The organism is Mucilaginibacter oryzae (assembly GCF_003148845.1).
Lineage (GTDB): Bacteria > Bacteroidota > Bacteroidia > Sphingobacteriales > Sphingobacteriaceae > Mucilaginibacter > Mucilaginibacter oryzae.
The window spans coordinates 370,759-385,468 of record NZ_QGHA01000003.1; the positions used below are offsets into that span (position 1 = coordinate 370,759).

Genomic DNA, 14,710 nt, shown 5'->3' on the forward strand with positions numbered 1-14,710 from the left:
ACTTTATAGAAACAGCTATAAAAGAACAGAAAAACCATCGCAGATGCTAAAATTTACCTTCTTCGGTTTCTAATAAGTGAAAATTAACGACAGGAAGAGCTGGAATACATTGATAACAGTTAAAAAAGACTTCAAAAAGTTACATTTCAGAAAACATTACACCTAAAAAATTAGTTTTAGAAGTAAAAGAATATAAAACATCCGGCTTTTGTTTGGTTAAAATGCAGATTCTGAAAAAAAAGTAGAATACAATTGCAACTTTTTATCGCCCAAGAGAGTCTTGTATTTAAAATAACTCTTCCAAAAACCAACAATCAACGTATTAAAAACACGATAATTTTTTAATAATATCTAAAAAAATAAAAATATAATTTTTAATAAAATTATTCAAACAAACATAAATCACTATATATCAAAACACTATAAATAAATAATTACAATTAAAATAGTTTTGGTAAAACATTTTTAACTCAAAAACCAAAATCATATCCAATCCATAACATTTTTGTTACAAAACAATATATTTTAAGTTACAACCCGCATAACGAACCGTATCACAATTGTTACAATTGAAGATACTCAAGCTATCAAAGTCTATATTTTAAGCCATCTTAGTCATTTTCATTGTCAATTCAACACTTATTATTAATAAGCATTAAACTTTCATGCACTTTCTACAAAAAAATGAGCGAAAATCACTTTTTTAGCCTTTTTTCAATATAAATTTCATGTAAAATCCACGTCAATTAATTGTCAGCTTTAGAAACACAACACGCATCGCAATGATTTTTACATATATAACAATATATCATTGCCGTTTTTACACTTTTATCAAAATTATTTTGATTCTATTGCAAAAAATGTAGTTTTGGGTATTAACTAAAACTGATTTTTAATAATGAAAAAACTCCTACTCGCAAGCTGGTGTTTTATCATGCTATTTATTAGTGTGGTACAAGCACAAAACAAAACAGTTACCGGCCGGGTAACTTCGAAAGATGATGGATTGCCGTTGCCTGGTGTATCCATAAGAGTTACGGGTACAACTATCGGTACCCAAACCAATGCAAATGGCCAGTTTGTGTTGAATGTTCCCTCCTCGGCAAAAACATTAAGCTTTAGTTTTATTGGTTACGCAAGCAAAAGCGTTGAAATTGGAAACGGCCCGTTAGTAGTTTCGCTTGAAAGCTCTGCTAACAAGCTATCAGAGGTAGTAATCTCAGGTGCTTACGGCGCTAAACAATCGTCACGTTCGGCTTCTTACGCTGTACAGGTTGTAAAAGCAGAGCAACTGAACACAGTTCGTCAGCCAAACGTTAACAATGCCCTGGCTGGTAAAGTAGCCGGTATACAGGTACGAAGCCAATCTGCAGCAGCATTGGGCCGTAATACAAACATCAGGTTACGTGGCGCTACAGGTTTTGGTAGCGGTAACAACCCATTATATGTTGTTGACGGTACCATTTTGCCAAACATTGATGACATCAGCAATGACGATATCGAAGATATCAGCGTACAGATGGGTCCGGCAGCTTCTGCCCAGTTTGGTTCACAAGGTGCTTACGGTGCTATCGTAATTACAACCAAAAAAGGTAAGAAATCAAAAGGTGTAGGCGTTGAGTTTAACTTGGGTGCCAACTTTGATAAAGCTTACATTCTTCCAAACTATCAAAACAGCTATGGTGGTGGTGCATCTGCAGATTTTATCCAATACCATTACAAAGATGGCGATCCTGAAGGTTGGAAAGCTTTAGATGGCAAATACTATCCGGATTATACCGATGATAGCAGCTGGGGCCCTAAAATGGTTGGTCAGGAGTATATTCCATGGTATGCATGGGCTCCCGGAACAAAATATTCATTCAAAACAGCTAAATGGACCCCACAACCGGACAACGCTAAAGACTTCTTCCAAACAGGTGTAGCTTTAAACAACACTGTAGCTTTCACTAAAGCGGCAGACGACTATAACTTCAGGATGTCGTTCAATAACCAGCATACAACAGGTATTGTTCCTGAAACCTGGTTAAACAAAAACAACTTCGCTTTAGTAGGTAACTTTGATCTTAACAAACACATTACTGTAGGCGCAAACATTAACTTTGCTGGTTCACAACTTCATGGCCAAATTGATGATGCTTATGCAAGTGCATCAAGCGGTTCGTTCAACTCATGGTTTCACCGTGATCTTGACATGGGTATCATGAAAGAGTTGCAAGACCTTAAATCGCCAGATGGTACTTACGTAAGCTGGAACCACGCTAATCCAAACTCATATGATCCGGCACACCCAGATCAATTTTACGGTGGTAACTATTGGTATAACCCATACTTATGGCAAAAACAGTGGCAAAACCTGAATACCCGCGACCGTTTATTCGGTAATATCTACTTCCAGTACAAGATCAATAAAGATTTAAACTTTAGAGTAACCTACCGCCGTAACCAAACCAACACCTGGAACGAAAACAAAGTTTCGTCTGAAATCCAGGCCAGCGGTACGCAAACAGGTAAAAAAGCTACTTACGCTACTTCAAACACGTATTCAAACCGTGAAAACTATGAAACACAGTTGAACTACGATAAACAGATCAAAGACTTCCACGTAACTGCCAACGTAGGTACAGATATTTACAACTGGAGCTACAAAGACAACTCGGCAAGTACTCAAAATGGTTTAAGTGTACCTGATTTGTACAGTTTGTCAAACTCTGTGGATCCAATCTCCTTCGGTAACGGTCGTACACAAGAGCAATACCGTTCAGTTCATGGTTCAGCTCACGTTGGTTACAAAGCTTTTGCCTATTTAGATGCGACTTTACGTAACGACTGGTATTCAACTATTGCAGCTACAAATGGTGCAAACTCTGTATTATCAAAATCATTTGGTGGTTCATTAGTTTTCAGCGAATTGCTCCCTGAATTTAAAGACTGGTTGAGCTTTGGTAAATTAAGGGCATCCTGGGGCCAGGTACCATTGGCTTTAGGTACAAGCACCGAAACATTTGGTGCTTACCGTAACAACACTGTGTATGGTATTGCTGCTAATAAATGGAATGGCAACCTGTTACAAGGCGGTCCTACTCAATTTGTTGATCCTAACCTGCACGGTACTACAACTACTTCTCAGGAGATCGGTTTAGACTTAGGTTTCTTTAACGACAGGTTAACATTTAAAAGTACCTACTGGAAAGCCGACGATAAAGACATACCGCTTTCATTGGCTGTAAACGCTGCCAGCGGTGTATCATCGATCTTAACAAACGTTGGTTTGATCAAAAAAAGAGGCTTAGAGATAACAGTAGGCGGTACTCCGGTTGCATTACCAAACTTTAACTGGACTATCAACGCTAACTTCTCACAATTGCTCGATAATACCGTTGTTGAGATCAGCAACAAATACGGTGTTGACCGTGTACAGGTAGCAGGTGTTTGGGGTTCAGATATGCCTTATCTTATTAACCAGAAAGGTAAATGGTGGGGACAAATTTACGGTAACGGCATCAAACGTAACTCTGCTGGCATACCTATCCTTACTTCATCAGGTGCTTACATCAACGATCCTAACGTATACTTTGGTAGCGTATTACCAAAATATACCGGTGGTTTACAAAACTCGTTCACTTTCCTGAAATCGTTTAACTTAAACATTAACATCGATTACCAGTTTGGTGGTAAATTCGTATCGTTATCAAACCGTTGGGGCCAGTATAGCGGCTTAACTGCTAATACCGCGGCGCTTAACGATAAAGGCATGTCGGTACGTGACCCTGTTGCTGACGGCGGCGGTGTAAAAGTTACCGGTGTTGACGCAAACAACAACCCTGTTACTTACTATGTAGATGCAAAATCTTATTACCAGGGCTTAACCAACAACAAAACTTACGATCCGTACATCTACGATTTAACGTTCATTAAACTTCGTGAGGTTGCGTTTGGTTATACACTTCCAATCCAAAAATGGGGTTTAGGCAAAGCATTACAATCAGCACGCATTGAGTTTGCCGGTCGTAACTTGTTGCTAATTTATGCGAAATCAAAAGATTTTGATCCATCAGAAATCAGTGCAACAGAAGGTGAAACTGCACAGTACCCAGGTACAAGGGGAGTTGGTTTCAACTTAAAAGTAACTTTCTAAGTGATAAGGACTATTAGATCAAGAAAAATGAAAAAAATATTTTTATATACATTAGCAGGCGCACTTATGCTTTCGGGTGCGGGTTGTAATAAGATTAAGGATTTTGGCGATGTTAACAGTAATCCGGGCGCAACAACAACACCTATACCTTCGGCCCTGTTATCAAACGTTGAAGCTGGCCTGAGCGGTTATGCATCAACAGGTACTGAGGCCATCAGCGGCGGTCAATACGCTCAATATTTTACTGAAACCCAGTATTCGGGAACTTCATTATATAACTTACCACAAAACTCATTTACAGGCAACTACGCGGGTAACCTGAATAATCTCCAGATTATTGTTAACCTGGCACCAACCAAGAACATGGTAAACGTTGCAAAAATCCTGCAACAGTACATATTTTGGGTGGTAACTGATTCCTGGGGAGACGTTCCCTACAGCGAGGCTTTAAAAGGCGCTACCAATATCCTGCCCAAATATGATAAACAGCAGGATATTTATAAGGGTATGCTAACCACCTTAACAACAGCCGTAAACTCGTTTGATTCGTCGCCGATTAGCGGTGATATCATTTATGGGGGTGATGTTGCTTCCTGGAAACGAATGGCCAACTCGCTTAAATTACTGATAGCCGTTCAAATGTCAAAAACAGCCGATGCAGCAACAGCATCTGCCGCCGTAAAAGAAGCAATTGCTGCCTCAGGTGGCGGTGTTATTACCAGTACTGATCAAAACTTTACGGTTAAATATCCGGGCGGTGTTTACAAAAGCCCATGGTGGAACTTGTATAATGGCCGTAAAGACTTTGCCGAATCAAAAACGCTTACTGATTATACTGCAAGCACCAGCGACCCGCGCCAGGCAGCCTTTGGTGGCGAAAGTGAGCAAGCGGGTAACTTAAACACCTCAAATATCGGTGTTCCTTACGGTTTGGCGCGCTTATCTGTAACAGCGTTTACCGATGCCAACCCCAAATGGGCCCGTGTATTACGCGGCGACTTCAGGCTTGAAAATGGATCCGTAACCCTGATCACAGCCGCTGAAGTGTGGCTGGCAAGGGCCGAAGCAGTAAACCTGGGCTGGATCACGCCAACCGCTGATGAAACAGTTGCCAAAGACTTCCAAACCGGCATTGGCGAATCATTTGTTCAGTGGGGTTTAACTGCTGCTGCAGGTAAAAGCTTTGCACAAGGTTTAGGCACACCTGATTTCAAGTTAATTTCAACTCAGCGTTGGGTGGCGAGCTATCCGGACGGGCACATGGCCTGGGATATATGGAGGAAAAGCGGGTACCCGGAACTGAAACCGGCCCCTGACGCTACTAACTCGTCTAAGCAAATTGTAAGAAGATTTGTGTATGCTACTTCAGAGTATAATACCAATGGTAAAAACGTAGCGGCAGCCGTAGCAAATTTAGACGGAGGAGACAGCCAGGACTCGCGCGTATGGTGGGATGTTAAGTAATTAATTCAAAATCAGTACACAAAATGAAAAAGAATATATTAAAATATTTGTTTCTTGCCGGTACAGTGACTGCTGTTGCAGTTTCAGGTTGCCGTAAAGAAACGGCCGCCGATAAAGTTGGTGGTCAGGCGATGGATAACGGAAAATCATTCATAGGAATCCCCGATGGTTTGGAGCAGCCTCATTTCTTCGATCCGTTCACAAACATTAAAACAGTGGATGTATTTTCGATAAAAAGGGACGCTAAAAGTTCGGCCGATCTGCAAAAAGATCAAACTATCACATTAAAATCAATTCCTGCGGCAATTGATAAATACAATGAAGATCATGACACGGAGTATGAACTATTACCAGCAAGCCTTTACACTGTAAGCAGTACAAGCGTTACGGCGGGTGCCGGGGGCGATTTAACAGCAAAGTTTGCACCAGGCGATTTTCAGCACTACTTCACTATAAAACTGAATGGTGCGAAGTTTGATCTGACCAAAAAATATGCGCTTGCTTATGTAATCAGTAATGCAGGAGGTTTGGATATTCATGCAGCCAGCAAGGATACCTTATATACCTTTTTTGCCATCAAAAACAAGTATGATGGCGATTACCTGTCAAACGGCATCTTTCATCACCCCGTTAATGGCGACCGCGCTATTACAAACAGACCCAAAACGCTTACTACAGCCGGCACTTCATCAGTAACTACCGAAATTGGGGATATTGGCGGCGTTATGACCTTAACAGTAAATGAAGCCACAAACGAGGTGACCGTTTCTGGTAATGTGAGTGCTACTCAACCGTTACTTCCGGTTGCTGGCAAAACAAATACTTACGATCCGGCAACAAAAAGTTTTATCCTCAACTACAGGTACCCAGCCAGTACGGGCGACCGCGTTGTTGAAGAAACCATCAAACGTAAATAATATTATTTCAAATCAAGGAGCGGCAACATGCCTCTCCTTGATTTTACCAATCCCGAGCCAATTTTATCCAATCGCAATGTTAAAACCGTTTTGCCTTATTAATGATGAGTATTTACAGGTTATGATAGTGGCGGTTTGTCGGTTGGGTTACTTTCAGATTGGTAATTAAATTTATAAACCTACACCCATAAACCCATAACTAATACTTTGCAGCTTCGTTCTTTTAGTTAATAGTTATATATGCTTTAAAGCCGTACACAGTAAGCTCGTGTGCGGCTTTTATATTTTAGGCAGGTCAACAAGGCCCGGTGGCAAAAAAATTTATCCTTTAATAACCGATAGCGCTACGCGATTCGTTAATCAATCTGTCGGAAAAAGCATCGTCTACAGGCTTAAGCCAACCAGCCGGTAAAGCAAACCATTCAGCATCATACAGTTGCCCGGACATTGAAGTTGTAGCCGTTTGATGCATACCTTTTATAATTTGTTTCACCTCTTTGAGGTCGTGTTGGTTTATTCTGTTTGGCACTACCATTCCAACACTTCTGTCGGGCAATGCAACCCGGTAGCCATCCGGGAATATGGCGCTTAGCTCATGCGAAAGTAAGATCCTGCTTGAGCCTATACCATCGGCATGCATAAACACTAAAAATTTAATGGTTTTGCCATCGCTTCCTGTCGCCTGGTGCGTAAAAAAGTTTTCGTTATCGGTTATCGAATGCCGCAAGTTTTCAAATGCTGTTTGCTGCCAGTGTTTGTGGCTTTCATTCAATAAAGCAAATTCATCCTTTGTAAGGTACGTCATTTGGCCGGGACCCGTAAAAAACACCCAGGTAAGCAGAAATTCTTTATTGTTTAATTGCTGGTGCGGTGATGGCCATGTACTTTCATGGTAATAACTACGGGGTACAATTAGCGGAAAGATCTGGTCAAGGTTCATATTTATCACGGTTTAAAGGTAAACAAAAGTAATGAACAATCACCGTATACCCCTTATGCTGCACAATCCTCCTCATACCCGCAGGCGGCTATCAGGGTACCTGCATCGGTATCCAGCAGGCGGGCTATCTGTATTAACCTGTCTACCGTGAGTTTTGAGTAATTAAGCTCTATTTTGCTGTAGGAGTTTTGGCTCATCTTCATTTTGGCAGCCATATATTCCTGCGAATAATTTTTGCTTTCGCGCAGTTGCCTGATGTAGTTTGCTATGCGCCCGATATCGTTTTGGCTCATTGGTTTACTTTAGTTTTCAATTAACAATACGCTGTAATAAAAGTTCGGCTGTACCCCTAACAGGAGTGAACAAGTGCCCGGCGTGCTTTTTCACCTCGCCCGTATGCCTGATATACGCTTAAAAATAACAGGCGGTTTGGGATGGCCTGCCCTATTTTCTACTTCATTTTGGCGTAGCATTTTTCAATCCGCCGGTAAAAAAACTCCGTTAGTTACTTCAAATCATTAAACATAATATCATGAAAAAACTATTTGTAATGGCTATCGCTTTGGTAGCTTTAGCCGCGGCCCCAAAAACTTATGCTCAAACTAAAATGGTAGGCGGCGCAGCCATGTACCCCACTAAAGACATTGTTGATAACGCCGTTAACTCCAAAGACCACACCACCCTGGTAGCTGCCGTTAAAGCCGCAGGCCTGGTTGAAACCCTTAAAGGTACCGGCCCTTTCACCGTTTTTGCGCCAACCAACGAGGCTTTTGATAAATTACCTAAGGGAACAGTAGCAACCTTGTTAAAACCCGAAAACAAGGAAACCCTTACCAAAGTGCTTACTTACCACGTAGTGGCCGGTAAATTAAGCGCGGCCGACCTGATGGCCAAAGTAAAGGCAGGCATGGGCAAGGCCGAACTCAAAACCGTAAGCGGCGGTACCTTAACCGTAATGCAGCAGGGTAAAAAGTTATATCTGGTTGATGAAAAAGGAGGCAAATCATGGATTACCATTGCCGATGTTTTTCAGAAAAACGGCGTGATCCATGTGGTGAATACCGTTTTGATGCCTAAATAATTTATAACATCCTATACACAAAGCCCGGCGCGCAAACGCCGGGCTTTGTGTTTTTTAATTGGCTGTAAAAATCACGCGGCTAACTTTTATAAGATCACCCCCGGTTGATATCAATCCTTTAACCTGATCCAAACCGGACCATGATCGCTTGATTTTTCCCAGCCGCGTACGTGTTTATCAACACCGGCAGCTTCCAGTTGGGGTACCAGGTCGGGGCTTAACAAAAAATGGTCGATACGCAAACCAGCGTCCCTACCGTAGGCATTGCGGAAATAATCCCAAAAGGTATAGATGGTTTCGGTGGGGTATAAATGGCGGATGGCATCCGTCCAGCCCTGGGCCAGCAGGTTTTGGAAAGCCTCGCGGGATTCGGGGCGAAAAAGCGCGTCGTCAACCCAGCGTTCGGGTTTGTACACGTCGGCACCGGTGGGGATAATGTTATAATCGCCGGTTAAAATAACGGGCTTGCCGGTGGCCAGCAGTTGCGCCGCATGGGCCTTAAAGCGATCAAGCCAGGCCAGCTTATAGTCGAATTTGGGGCCGGGAGCCGGGTTGCCGTTGGGCAGGTACAGGCAGGCAATGGTAACGCCATCCACCACGGCTTCAATATAGCGGCTGTGGGTATCTTCCTCATCGCCGGGCAGTGCGCGGCGCACCTCGGTAATATTGCGGTTGCGGGTAAGTATAGCTACGCCGTTCCAGCTTTTCTGGCCGTGCCAAATGGCATTATAACCGGCATCAAGCAGGGCCTGTTCCGGGAAATTTTCCTGCGGGGCTTTCAGTTCCTGCAGGCAGGCCACATCAGGTTGGGTTTCTTCCAGCCAGCGCAGCAGCACCGGCATCCGGGCGTTTATACTGTTTACGTTATAGGTAGCAATTTTCATGATGCAAAATAACTATCTCCGGCCGAAACCGCGCTATAAAACATGAGCTGCAACTTTTATTTTAAACGCAGATTCCCCGTTGTTGCGCGGAGATAGTTGATAACAAGCTTTTACTTTTCAAACTCGTCCGGGTTTACTTCCGGCTGCGGCGATTGCTCGTCGGGCACCTCATTGGGGATATTTTCCGGCGCTTCCTCGGGTACGTCCGGCTCCCCCGGATCCGTTGGCTGCCTGATCTCCGGGTTTTCCGGGCTTATCGGGAATTCTTCGGGCTCGAAGGGGATTGAGGTGTGTTTCTTTGTCATTGTTTTATAACACGGGAGGCGGGGTTTGGTTTTTTTGAAAAAAAACGGTCGTAAAACCAGCTAATAAAATCAAACTATCTGTTTACTTTTTTGCACTATTAGCAAAGTAAAATCCGAAAACCAACGATAGAGCCACTTGAAAAAAAGTAGAAAACATGTTCGTATTCTCAATAACCTTCATCGGATTTTGAGATAAAAATTGTGCCTTAGCCAAGGCATAGCAAACCCCAAGTACAAAAAATATATAAGCCAATGATAGCACCAAAGCAAGCACGAAAGCCCATCGGTCGGTATATTGTATTTTAGTAGACTTTTTTGAGGAAAAATAGACAGTCAGAATTAACAAAATGTATGGTAACGACGATTGAGTTACCCAATTTACTATGTCTTTAGTTTTTTCAGAAAAATAACTATTTACGGCCCATAAAACACTCCAAGGTAATATTATTAGAAAAAAGCCTCCCCAAACAATTGCCAAGGTATTTTGAGCTGTAGTTTTTTTCATTTTGAATTCAATTTTAAGAGTAGTTTTGATCGTTGCAGATGTTCATAAGCTGTCAAATGAGCCGACTGAACGGTAAGCTTTGAATTAGGTTTGGTTGAAACAAATTCATAAACTAAAACAGTACAAAAATAGTCTTTCCCTTTTTTTTTATTCGCAAGATCGCTTGGCAGAATATTGTAACCAACCCTTGAAAGCTTTTTTAGGGCTTCAAAGTCGGCATCTTTCAAACTGGGATTGAATGGCTTATTAGTAACAATAAATGCAAACATTCTAAATAGCCCGGATCTTGGTGCAAAGAAATCACTAAATGTTGGGCTTTTCAATTCATTGATAGCAAATCTCTCGCTATTAAAAATTGAAGAACCATCGTCTGTAATCGATTCTATTCTTGTCACCAAAGCAAATCCGTCCGGAATTATAAAATAGCTTCTCTCATCGTATCCGCCAGAAGTTAACGCTCTTATTAAAACTTTGTCCATCTGTCCGAGAGTTTCTGTCTTATCAAAAATTTCATTGTCTAAAACAGCCAAAGTGTAACCACTTAACGGTGGAAATGGAAAAACATTGATTGGACTCTCCCGCACTTCCTCTCCACTCACATGTAAGATATTTTTATAATTAAGCGTAATTTTCAACCCATTCGCATTGAGTGATGCAGGCTGATCTTTTAAAGGTATTTCGGATGCTGAATATCCTATAAACGACACAATCAGTTCATCGCCTTTTTTAACATAAATAACAAAGTTTCCACCGCCATCAGTTACAGTACCGATCGTCTTTCCTTTGATCCTAATTGTAACTCCCGGTAAAGGGTTTCCCTCGTCATCCGTTATCTTTCCAACCACAACATTAAAGTCCGAGACCTGATAACTATTTTGTGCGCGGACTTTAATGTTGTAAACACATAAAATAAACACAGACAATAAGATACTCTTGATTAACACTACTTTATTCATCTGACAACCGAGTTCCTTGTTCAATAGTTTCCTTAATTGCATCCGAAGAATAAACAATTCCCAATCCCATTCTCTGAATATTATTGGGTGAAATGTCTTCGAATGGAATTGAATCCGATACGATTCCCAAAATATACGGCGTGCCCTTTGGGCCGCTAAATGAGGCTATGCCAGTTAAAGAAGTATTCAAAGTCTTATAAATGACCATACTTCCACTTGAGCCAGGATAAACATTTGCATCAATAAGAAACCCATCAATACTACTCTTTAAACCCAATTTATCTCGCAATTTCTTATTAAAGTTATACCTCTCATAAGGTAGTGTGGCGATAATACCATAACGAAACATCGGCGAATAATTCTTTTCGTCATAAATGCCATCGGGATACCCAATATTATATATTTCATCACCCACTGTGAAACCTTTACTCTTCATATCTGCTTTCGAAAGTAATAGTCCCATTGGAATTCCACGCGAAGTTATCCCATCCGCTACAAATTCTTCTGTAATTTCTATTGCTACAACATCAGCTCCTTTCCTGTTAAATCTCATTTTTGGTAGATAACGTCCTTTTTTATCCGTTAATTCCACCGTCAATTCCATTCGATTTTTCGTATTGTTATAGTCTTTAGTAAAAAATCTGAGCTTAATTGCGTTAATCGATCCTTCTTGCGGCAAAGTATGCTTTGTTGTTATTAAAAACCCTTTCCATCTTTGAGTATTTGGAGTTACCTCTTGAAGCAAAATAAAACCACTTGAAAACACATCGTGGCCATCTTTATTATAAGATATCAAAGCGCAATTCTCGTAAAACGCTTCGTTTATGCTACCAGAAGTTTGTGCTTTTGTAGCTTCGTAACTTAAAAGAAGCGAAAAGACAAGGCAGTACTTTAAATATTTCATTTAGGTTATTAAAAAAATAAATATACAAATTGTTACTTTGTAGAGAGTTTATATTTTTACAAACAACCTGAAATATTTGACATTAAGTGATTATTTTCCTGTTTTAGATGCTTTAAGGGGGGCATTGCCGCCATAGCGCTGATTATTTTCCACCTCATTGAAATTTGCCGCGCAGCCGCACCCTAAAAAGCGAAAAATCAACCGCATTAAAACCACTTTCAAAATTCACGGAACTGTCCTGAAAACTTTGCGGCTCCGCGGCTTTGCATGCTTAAAAACCTCAAACTATCCAACCTCAAAAATCCTGGCATTTTAGCGCCTGCGTGCTTAAAAATCCCCGTTAAACTAACAATAATGAAAACTAAAAAAACAGTTTAATCCGCCTAAACAAAACACCTGTTTTATTGTAATATTTAATACATTGCGCAACTTTTTGCACAATCGGCTTGATATACGATGGACATTTCGCCTTACCTGTTAACTGATAAACAACTGATTGACGTATTATGCATGGGCCACCAACCTATGGCGGTGCATGTATCTGAAGATGCTGTGATCCAGGCAGCTAACGATGCCATGATAAACGTTTGGGGTAAAAACCGCAGCGTGATAGGCAAATCGCTGGCTGATGCCCTGCCCGAACTGGAGGGACAGCCATTTATTGATATGTTTAAACAGGTTTGGAACGAGGGCGTAACCTTTTCGGGCACGGATACCCCTGCCGACCTGGTGGTTAACGGCATACTGCAAACCTTTTACTTTGATTTTGAGTATCGCCCCATTAAGGATGCCGACGGAAAAACCTATGCCATACTGCACACCGCTACCGATGTAACCGAAAGGTACCACAGCCGTTTCCGCGAGCAAAAGCTGATTGAAGAACTCACCGCTTTAAACGAAGAACTCACGGCATCGAACGAAGAAGTGCGCGCAAGCAACGAAGAACTGGCCGCCATTAACGAAGAGCTGCAGGCCATAACCGAAGAGCTGCGCCTATCTGAAGAGTTTTTGCAAAACGCCAATAATGAGTTATCGATAAGCGAGGCCCGTTTCAGGCAACTGATCAGGCAGGCCCCGGTTGGCATTTGCCTGATAGGCGCAGGCGACCTGATGGTACAGGAAGTGAACGACGCCTACCTGCATGTGATTGGCCGCAGCCGTGATGTTTTTGAAAAGCGAACTATTTGGGAAATAGTGCCGGAGGCTGCCGAGGCTTATGCACCTATCATGAACGGGGTAATTGAAACCGGCAACACCTTCACTGCTAACGAACACCGGGTGATCCTTAACCGCGAAGGCAATGATGAAGAGGTATACCTGAACTTTGTGTATGAACCCATCCGCGGCCATGCCGACACGGTGAATGCCGTGCTGGTGCTCGCCTTCGAGGTGACCGATATGGTTATAGCGCGTAAAAAAATAGAACAGGCCGAAGAAAGGAGCCGCCTGGCGGTAGATGCCGCGGGCATCGGCATCTTTGACCTCGACCTGGACACCGGCATCCCGGTGGTGTCGGGGAAATTTAATGAGATCTTCAACCTCGATTCGCCGCCCGATCAGGATACGGTGACAGCCCTGGTACATGAAGAAGACCGGCAACTGCGGGCCGAGGCCCACGCGGAAGCCCTGCGCACCGGGCATTTGTTTTATGAAGCGAGGATTTTAGCCCAACCCGATACCATTACCTGGATCAGGGCTCAGGGAAAAGTGTTTTACAACGAAGATAACAGGCCCGAGCGCATGCTGGGTACCGTGCTTGACATTACCGCCTACAAAGAATTGCAGCAGCAAAAAGACGATTTTATCAGTATTGCCAGCCATGAACTTAAAACGCCGATCACCAGCCTCAAAGCTTCGCTGCAGCTGATGGATAAGATTAAGGATAAGGCCGAGCAAAACATGATTGCCAAACTGATTATGCAATCGCGCAAAAGCGTAGAAAGGGTGAGCGCCCTGGTTGAGGACCTGCTTAATGTTAGCCGCCTGCAGCAATCAGATATCCGCTTAAATAAAAGTTATTTCATCCTGTCGCAACTGGTTAACGCGGTGGCTAACCCTATCAGCATCATAGCCAGACATAAAATTATGATAACCGGCGAACTTGAACTGCAGGTTTATGCCGATGAACACCGTATTGACCAGGTACTCACCAACTTTTTAAACAACGCGGTTAAATACGCGCCCCTATCCGAAACCATTGAAGTTGACATCAGCAGGGACGATAATTATGTAATCGTTTCCGTTACCGATCACGGCCCGGGCATCCCGTTAGAAAAACAGGAACACCTGTTTGACCGCTATTACCGTGTAGACCCATCGGGCCACCAGGGCTCGGGCCTGGGCCTGGGGCTTTATATATGCGACGAGATCATTACCCGCCACAACGGTACCATCGGCGTTAACAGCGAGGAAGGCAAGGGCAGCACTTTTTGGTTCAGGTTGCCATTGTAAGGTGGCATCACCCGCAACTGCTAATTATGCATTAGAGGATAATATATCTATTCGTATTTCTATTCGGCAGGCAGTGTGCTATACCAGGAAAGGGGATTGCTATTTATAGAAATCAAATCGTATAAAGAAATTTTAACACGAATTAACTTTTATTCGGACACAATT

General features: G+C 42.4%; 12 protein-coding genes. 5 read left to right on the plus strand and 7 right to left on the minus strand.

Annotated elements, in window-relative coordinates:
* The first annotated feature begins 898 nt into the window (after window positions 1-898).
* The 3 genes from LX99_RS10730 to LX99_RS10740 are packed head-to-tail and all read left to right on the plus strand — an operon-like array spanning window position 899 to window position 6,519.
* Complete coding sequence (locus tag LX99_RS10730) at window positions 899-4,138, plus strand: SusC/RagA family TonB-linked outer membrane protein (RefSeq protein WP_109607877.1); 3,240 nt, start codon at window positions 899-901, stop codon at window positions 4,136-4,138.
* A gap of 27 nt (window positions 4,139-4,165) precedes the next feature.
* On the plus strand, window positions 4,166-5,602 hold the full coding sequence (locus LX99_RS10735; protein WP_109607878.1) for a SusD/RagB family nutrient-binding outer membrane lipoprotein: 1,437 nt from the start codon (window positions 4,166-4,168) through the stop codon (window positions 5,600-5,602).
* A gap of 23 nt (window positions 5,603-5,625) precedes the next feature.
* Window positions 5,626-6,519, plus strand: a complete 894-nt coding sequence (locus LX99_RS10740; protein ID WP_109607879.1) for a BT_3987 domain-containing protein — start codon at window positions 5,626-5,628, stop codon at window positions 6,517-6,519.
* 328 nt (window positions 6,520-6,847) lie between these two features.
* Here the strand turns inward: LX99_RS10740 and LX99_RS10745 are convergent, their stop codons facing one another.
* Both LX99_RS10745 and LX99_RS10750 read right to left on the minus strand, forming a co-directional pair.
* The gene (locus tag LX99_RS10745; RefSeq protein WP_109607880.1) at window positions 6,848-7,459 is read right to left on the minus strand and encodes a hypothetical protein; all 612 of its coding nucleotides are present in this window, start codon (window positions 7,457-7,459) and stop codon (window positions 6,848-6,850) included.
* 53 nt (window positions 7,460-7,512) lie between these two features.
* The gene (locus tag LX99_RS10750) at window positions 7,513-7,752 is read right to left on the minus strand and encodes a helix-turn-helix domain-containing protein (protein ID WP_022832750.1); all 240 of its coding nucleotides are present in this window, start codon (window positions 7,750-7,752) and stop codon (window positions 7,513-7,515) included.
* Between the two features lie 239 nt (window positions 7,753-7,991).
* Between LX99_RS10750 and LX99_RS10755 the strand changes: the two genes are divergently transcribed.
* Entirely contained in the window at window positions 7,992-8,540 is a 549-nt protein-coding gene (locus LX99_RS10755) for a fasciclin domain-containing protein (RefSeq protein WP_109607881.1), read from the plus strand.
* Between the two features lie 110 nt (window positions 8,541-8,650).
* On the opposite strand, the gene xth is transcribed toward LX99_RS10755, so the two are convergent.
* The 5 genes from xth to LX99_RS10780 all read right to left on the minus strand — a co-directional run bounded on the left by xth (window position 8,651) and on the right by LX99_RS10780 (window position 12,094).
* A complete protein-coding gene (xth, locus tag LX99_RS10760) occupies window positions 8,651-9,424 on the minus strand; it encodes an exodeoxyribonuclease III (RefSeq protein ID WP_109607882.1) in 774 nt (257 codons plus the stop codon).
* Between the two features lie 110 nt (window positions 9,425-9,534).
* Window positions 9,535-9,729 (minus strand): hypothetical protein, encoded by a 195-nt coding sequence (locus LX99_RS10765; RefSeq protein WP_109607883.1) that lies wholly within the window; start codon window positions 9,727-9,729, stop codon window positions 9,535-9,537.
* An 82-nt stretch (window positions 9,730-9,811) separates the two neighbouring features.
* Window positions 9,812-10,234 (minus strand): hypothetical protein, encoded by a 423-nt coding sequence (locus tag LX99_RS10770; protein WP_109607884.1) that lies wholly within the window; start codon window positions 10,232-10,234, stop codon window positions 9,812-9,814.
* On the minus strand, window positions 10,231-11,214 hold the full coding sequence (locus LX99_RS10775) for a carboxypeptidase-like regulatory domain-containing protein (RefSeq protein ID WP_170122670.1): 984 nt from the start codon (window positions 11,212-11,214) through the stop codon (window positions 10,231-10,233). Before LX99_RS10775 ends, LX99_RS10770 begins: the two co-directional genes overlap by 4 nt.
* Window positions 11,183-12,094 (minus strand): serine protease family protein, encoded by a 912-nt coding sequence (locus LX99_RS10780; protein WP_109607886.1) that lies wholly within the window; start codon window positions 12,092-12,094, stop codon window positions 11,183-11,185. The genes LX99_RS10775 and LX99_RS10780 overlap by 32 nt, the downstream gene beginning before the upstream one ends.
* A 456-nt stretch (window positions 12,095-12,550) precedes the next feature.
* Between LX99_RS10780 and LX99_RS10785 the strand changes: the two genes are divergently transcribed.
* A complete protein-coding gene (locus LX99_RS10785; RefSeq protein WP_109607887.1) occupies window positions 12,551-14,545 on the plus strand; it encodes a PAS domain-containing sensor histidine kinase in 1,995 nt (664 codons plus the stop codon).
* The last annotated feature ends 165 nt before the right edge of the window (window positions 14,546-14,710 follow it).

Excerpts from the sequence above, each read along its gene's own strand:
- LX99_RS10745 (WP_109607880.1), bottom strand. The coding sequence starts at position 7,459 with ATGAACCTTGACCAGATCTTTCCGCTAATTGTACCCCGTAGTTATTAC.
- LX99_RS10750 (WP_022832750.1), bottom strand. The coding sequence starts at position 7,752 with ATGAGCCAAAACGATATCGGGCGCATAGCAAACTACATCAGGCAACTG.
- LX99_RS10730 (WP_109607877.1), top strand. The coding sequence starts at position 899 with ATGAAAAAACTCCTACTCGCAAGCTGGTGTTTTATCATGCTATTTATT.
- LX99_RS10740 (WP_109607879.1), top strand. The coding sequence starts at position 5,626 with ATGAAAAAGAATATATTAAAATATTTGTTTCTTGCCGGTACAGTGACT.
- xth (WP_109607882.1), bottom strand. The coding sequence starts at position 9,424 with ATGAAAATTGCTACCTATAACGTAAACAGTATAAACGCCCGGATGCCG.
- LX99_RS10785 (WP_109607887.1), top strand. The coding sequence starts at position 12,551 with ATGGACATTTCGCCTTACCTGTTAACTGATAAACAACTGATTGACGTA.
- LX99_RS10780 (WP_109607886.1), bottom strand. The coding sequence starts at position 12,094 with ATGAAATATTTAAAGTACTGCCTTGTCTTTTCGCTTCTTTTAAGTTAC.
- LX99_RS10770 (WP_109607884.1), bottom strand. The coding sequence starts at position 10,234 with ATGAAAAAAACTACAGCTCAAAATACCTTGGCAATTGTTTGGGGAGGC.
- LX99_RS10735 (WP_109607878.1), top strand. The coding sequence starts at position 4,166 with ATGAAAAAAATATTTTTATATACATTAGCAGGCGCACTTATGCTTTCG.
- LX99_RS10755 (WP_109607881.1), top strand. The coding sequence starts at position 7,992 with ATGAAAAAACTATTTGTAATGGCTATCGCTTTGGTAGCTTTAGCCGCG.
- LX99_RS10765 (WP_109607883.1), bottom strand. The coding sequence starts at position 9,729 with ATGACAAAGAAACACACCTCAATCCCCTTCGAGCCCGAAGAATTCCCG.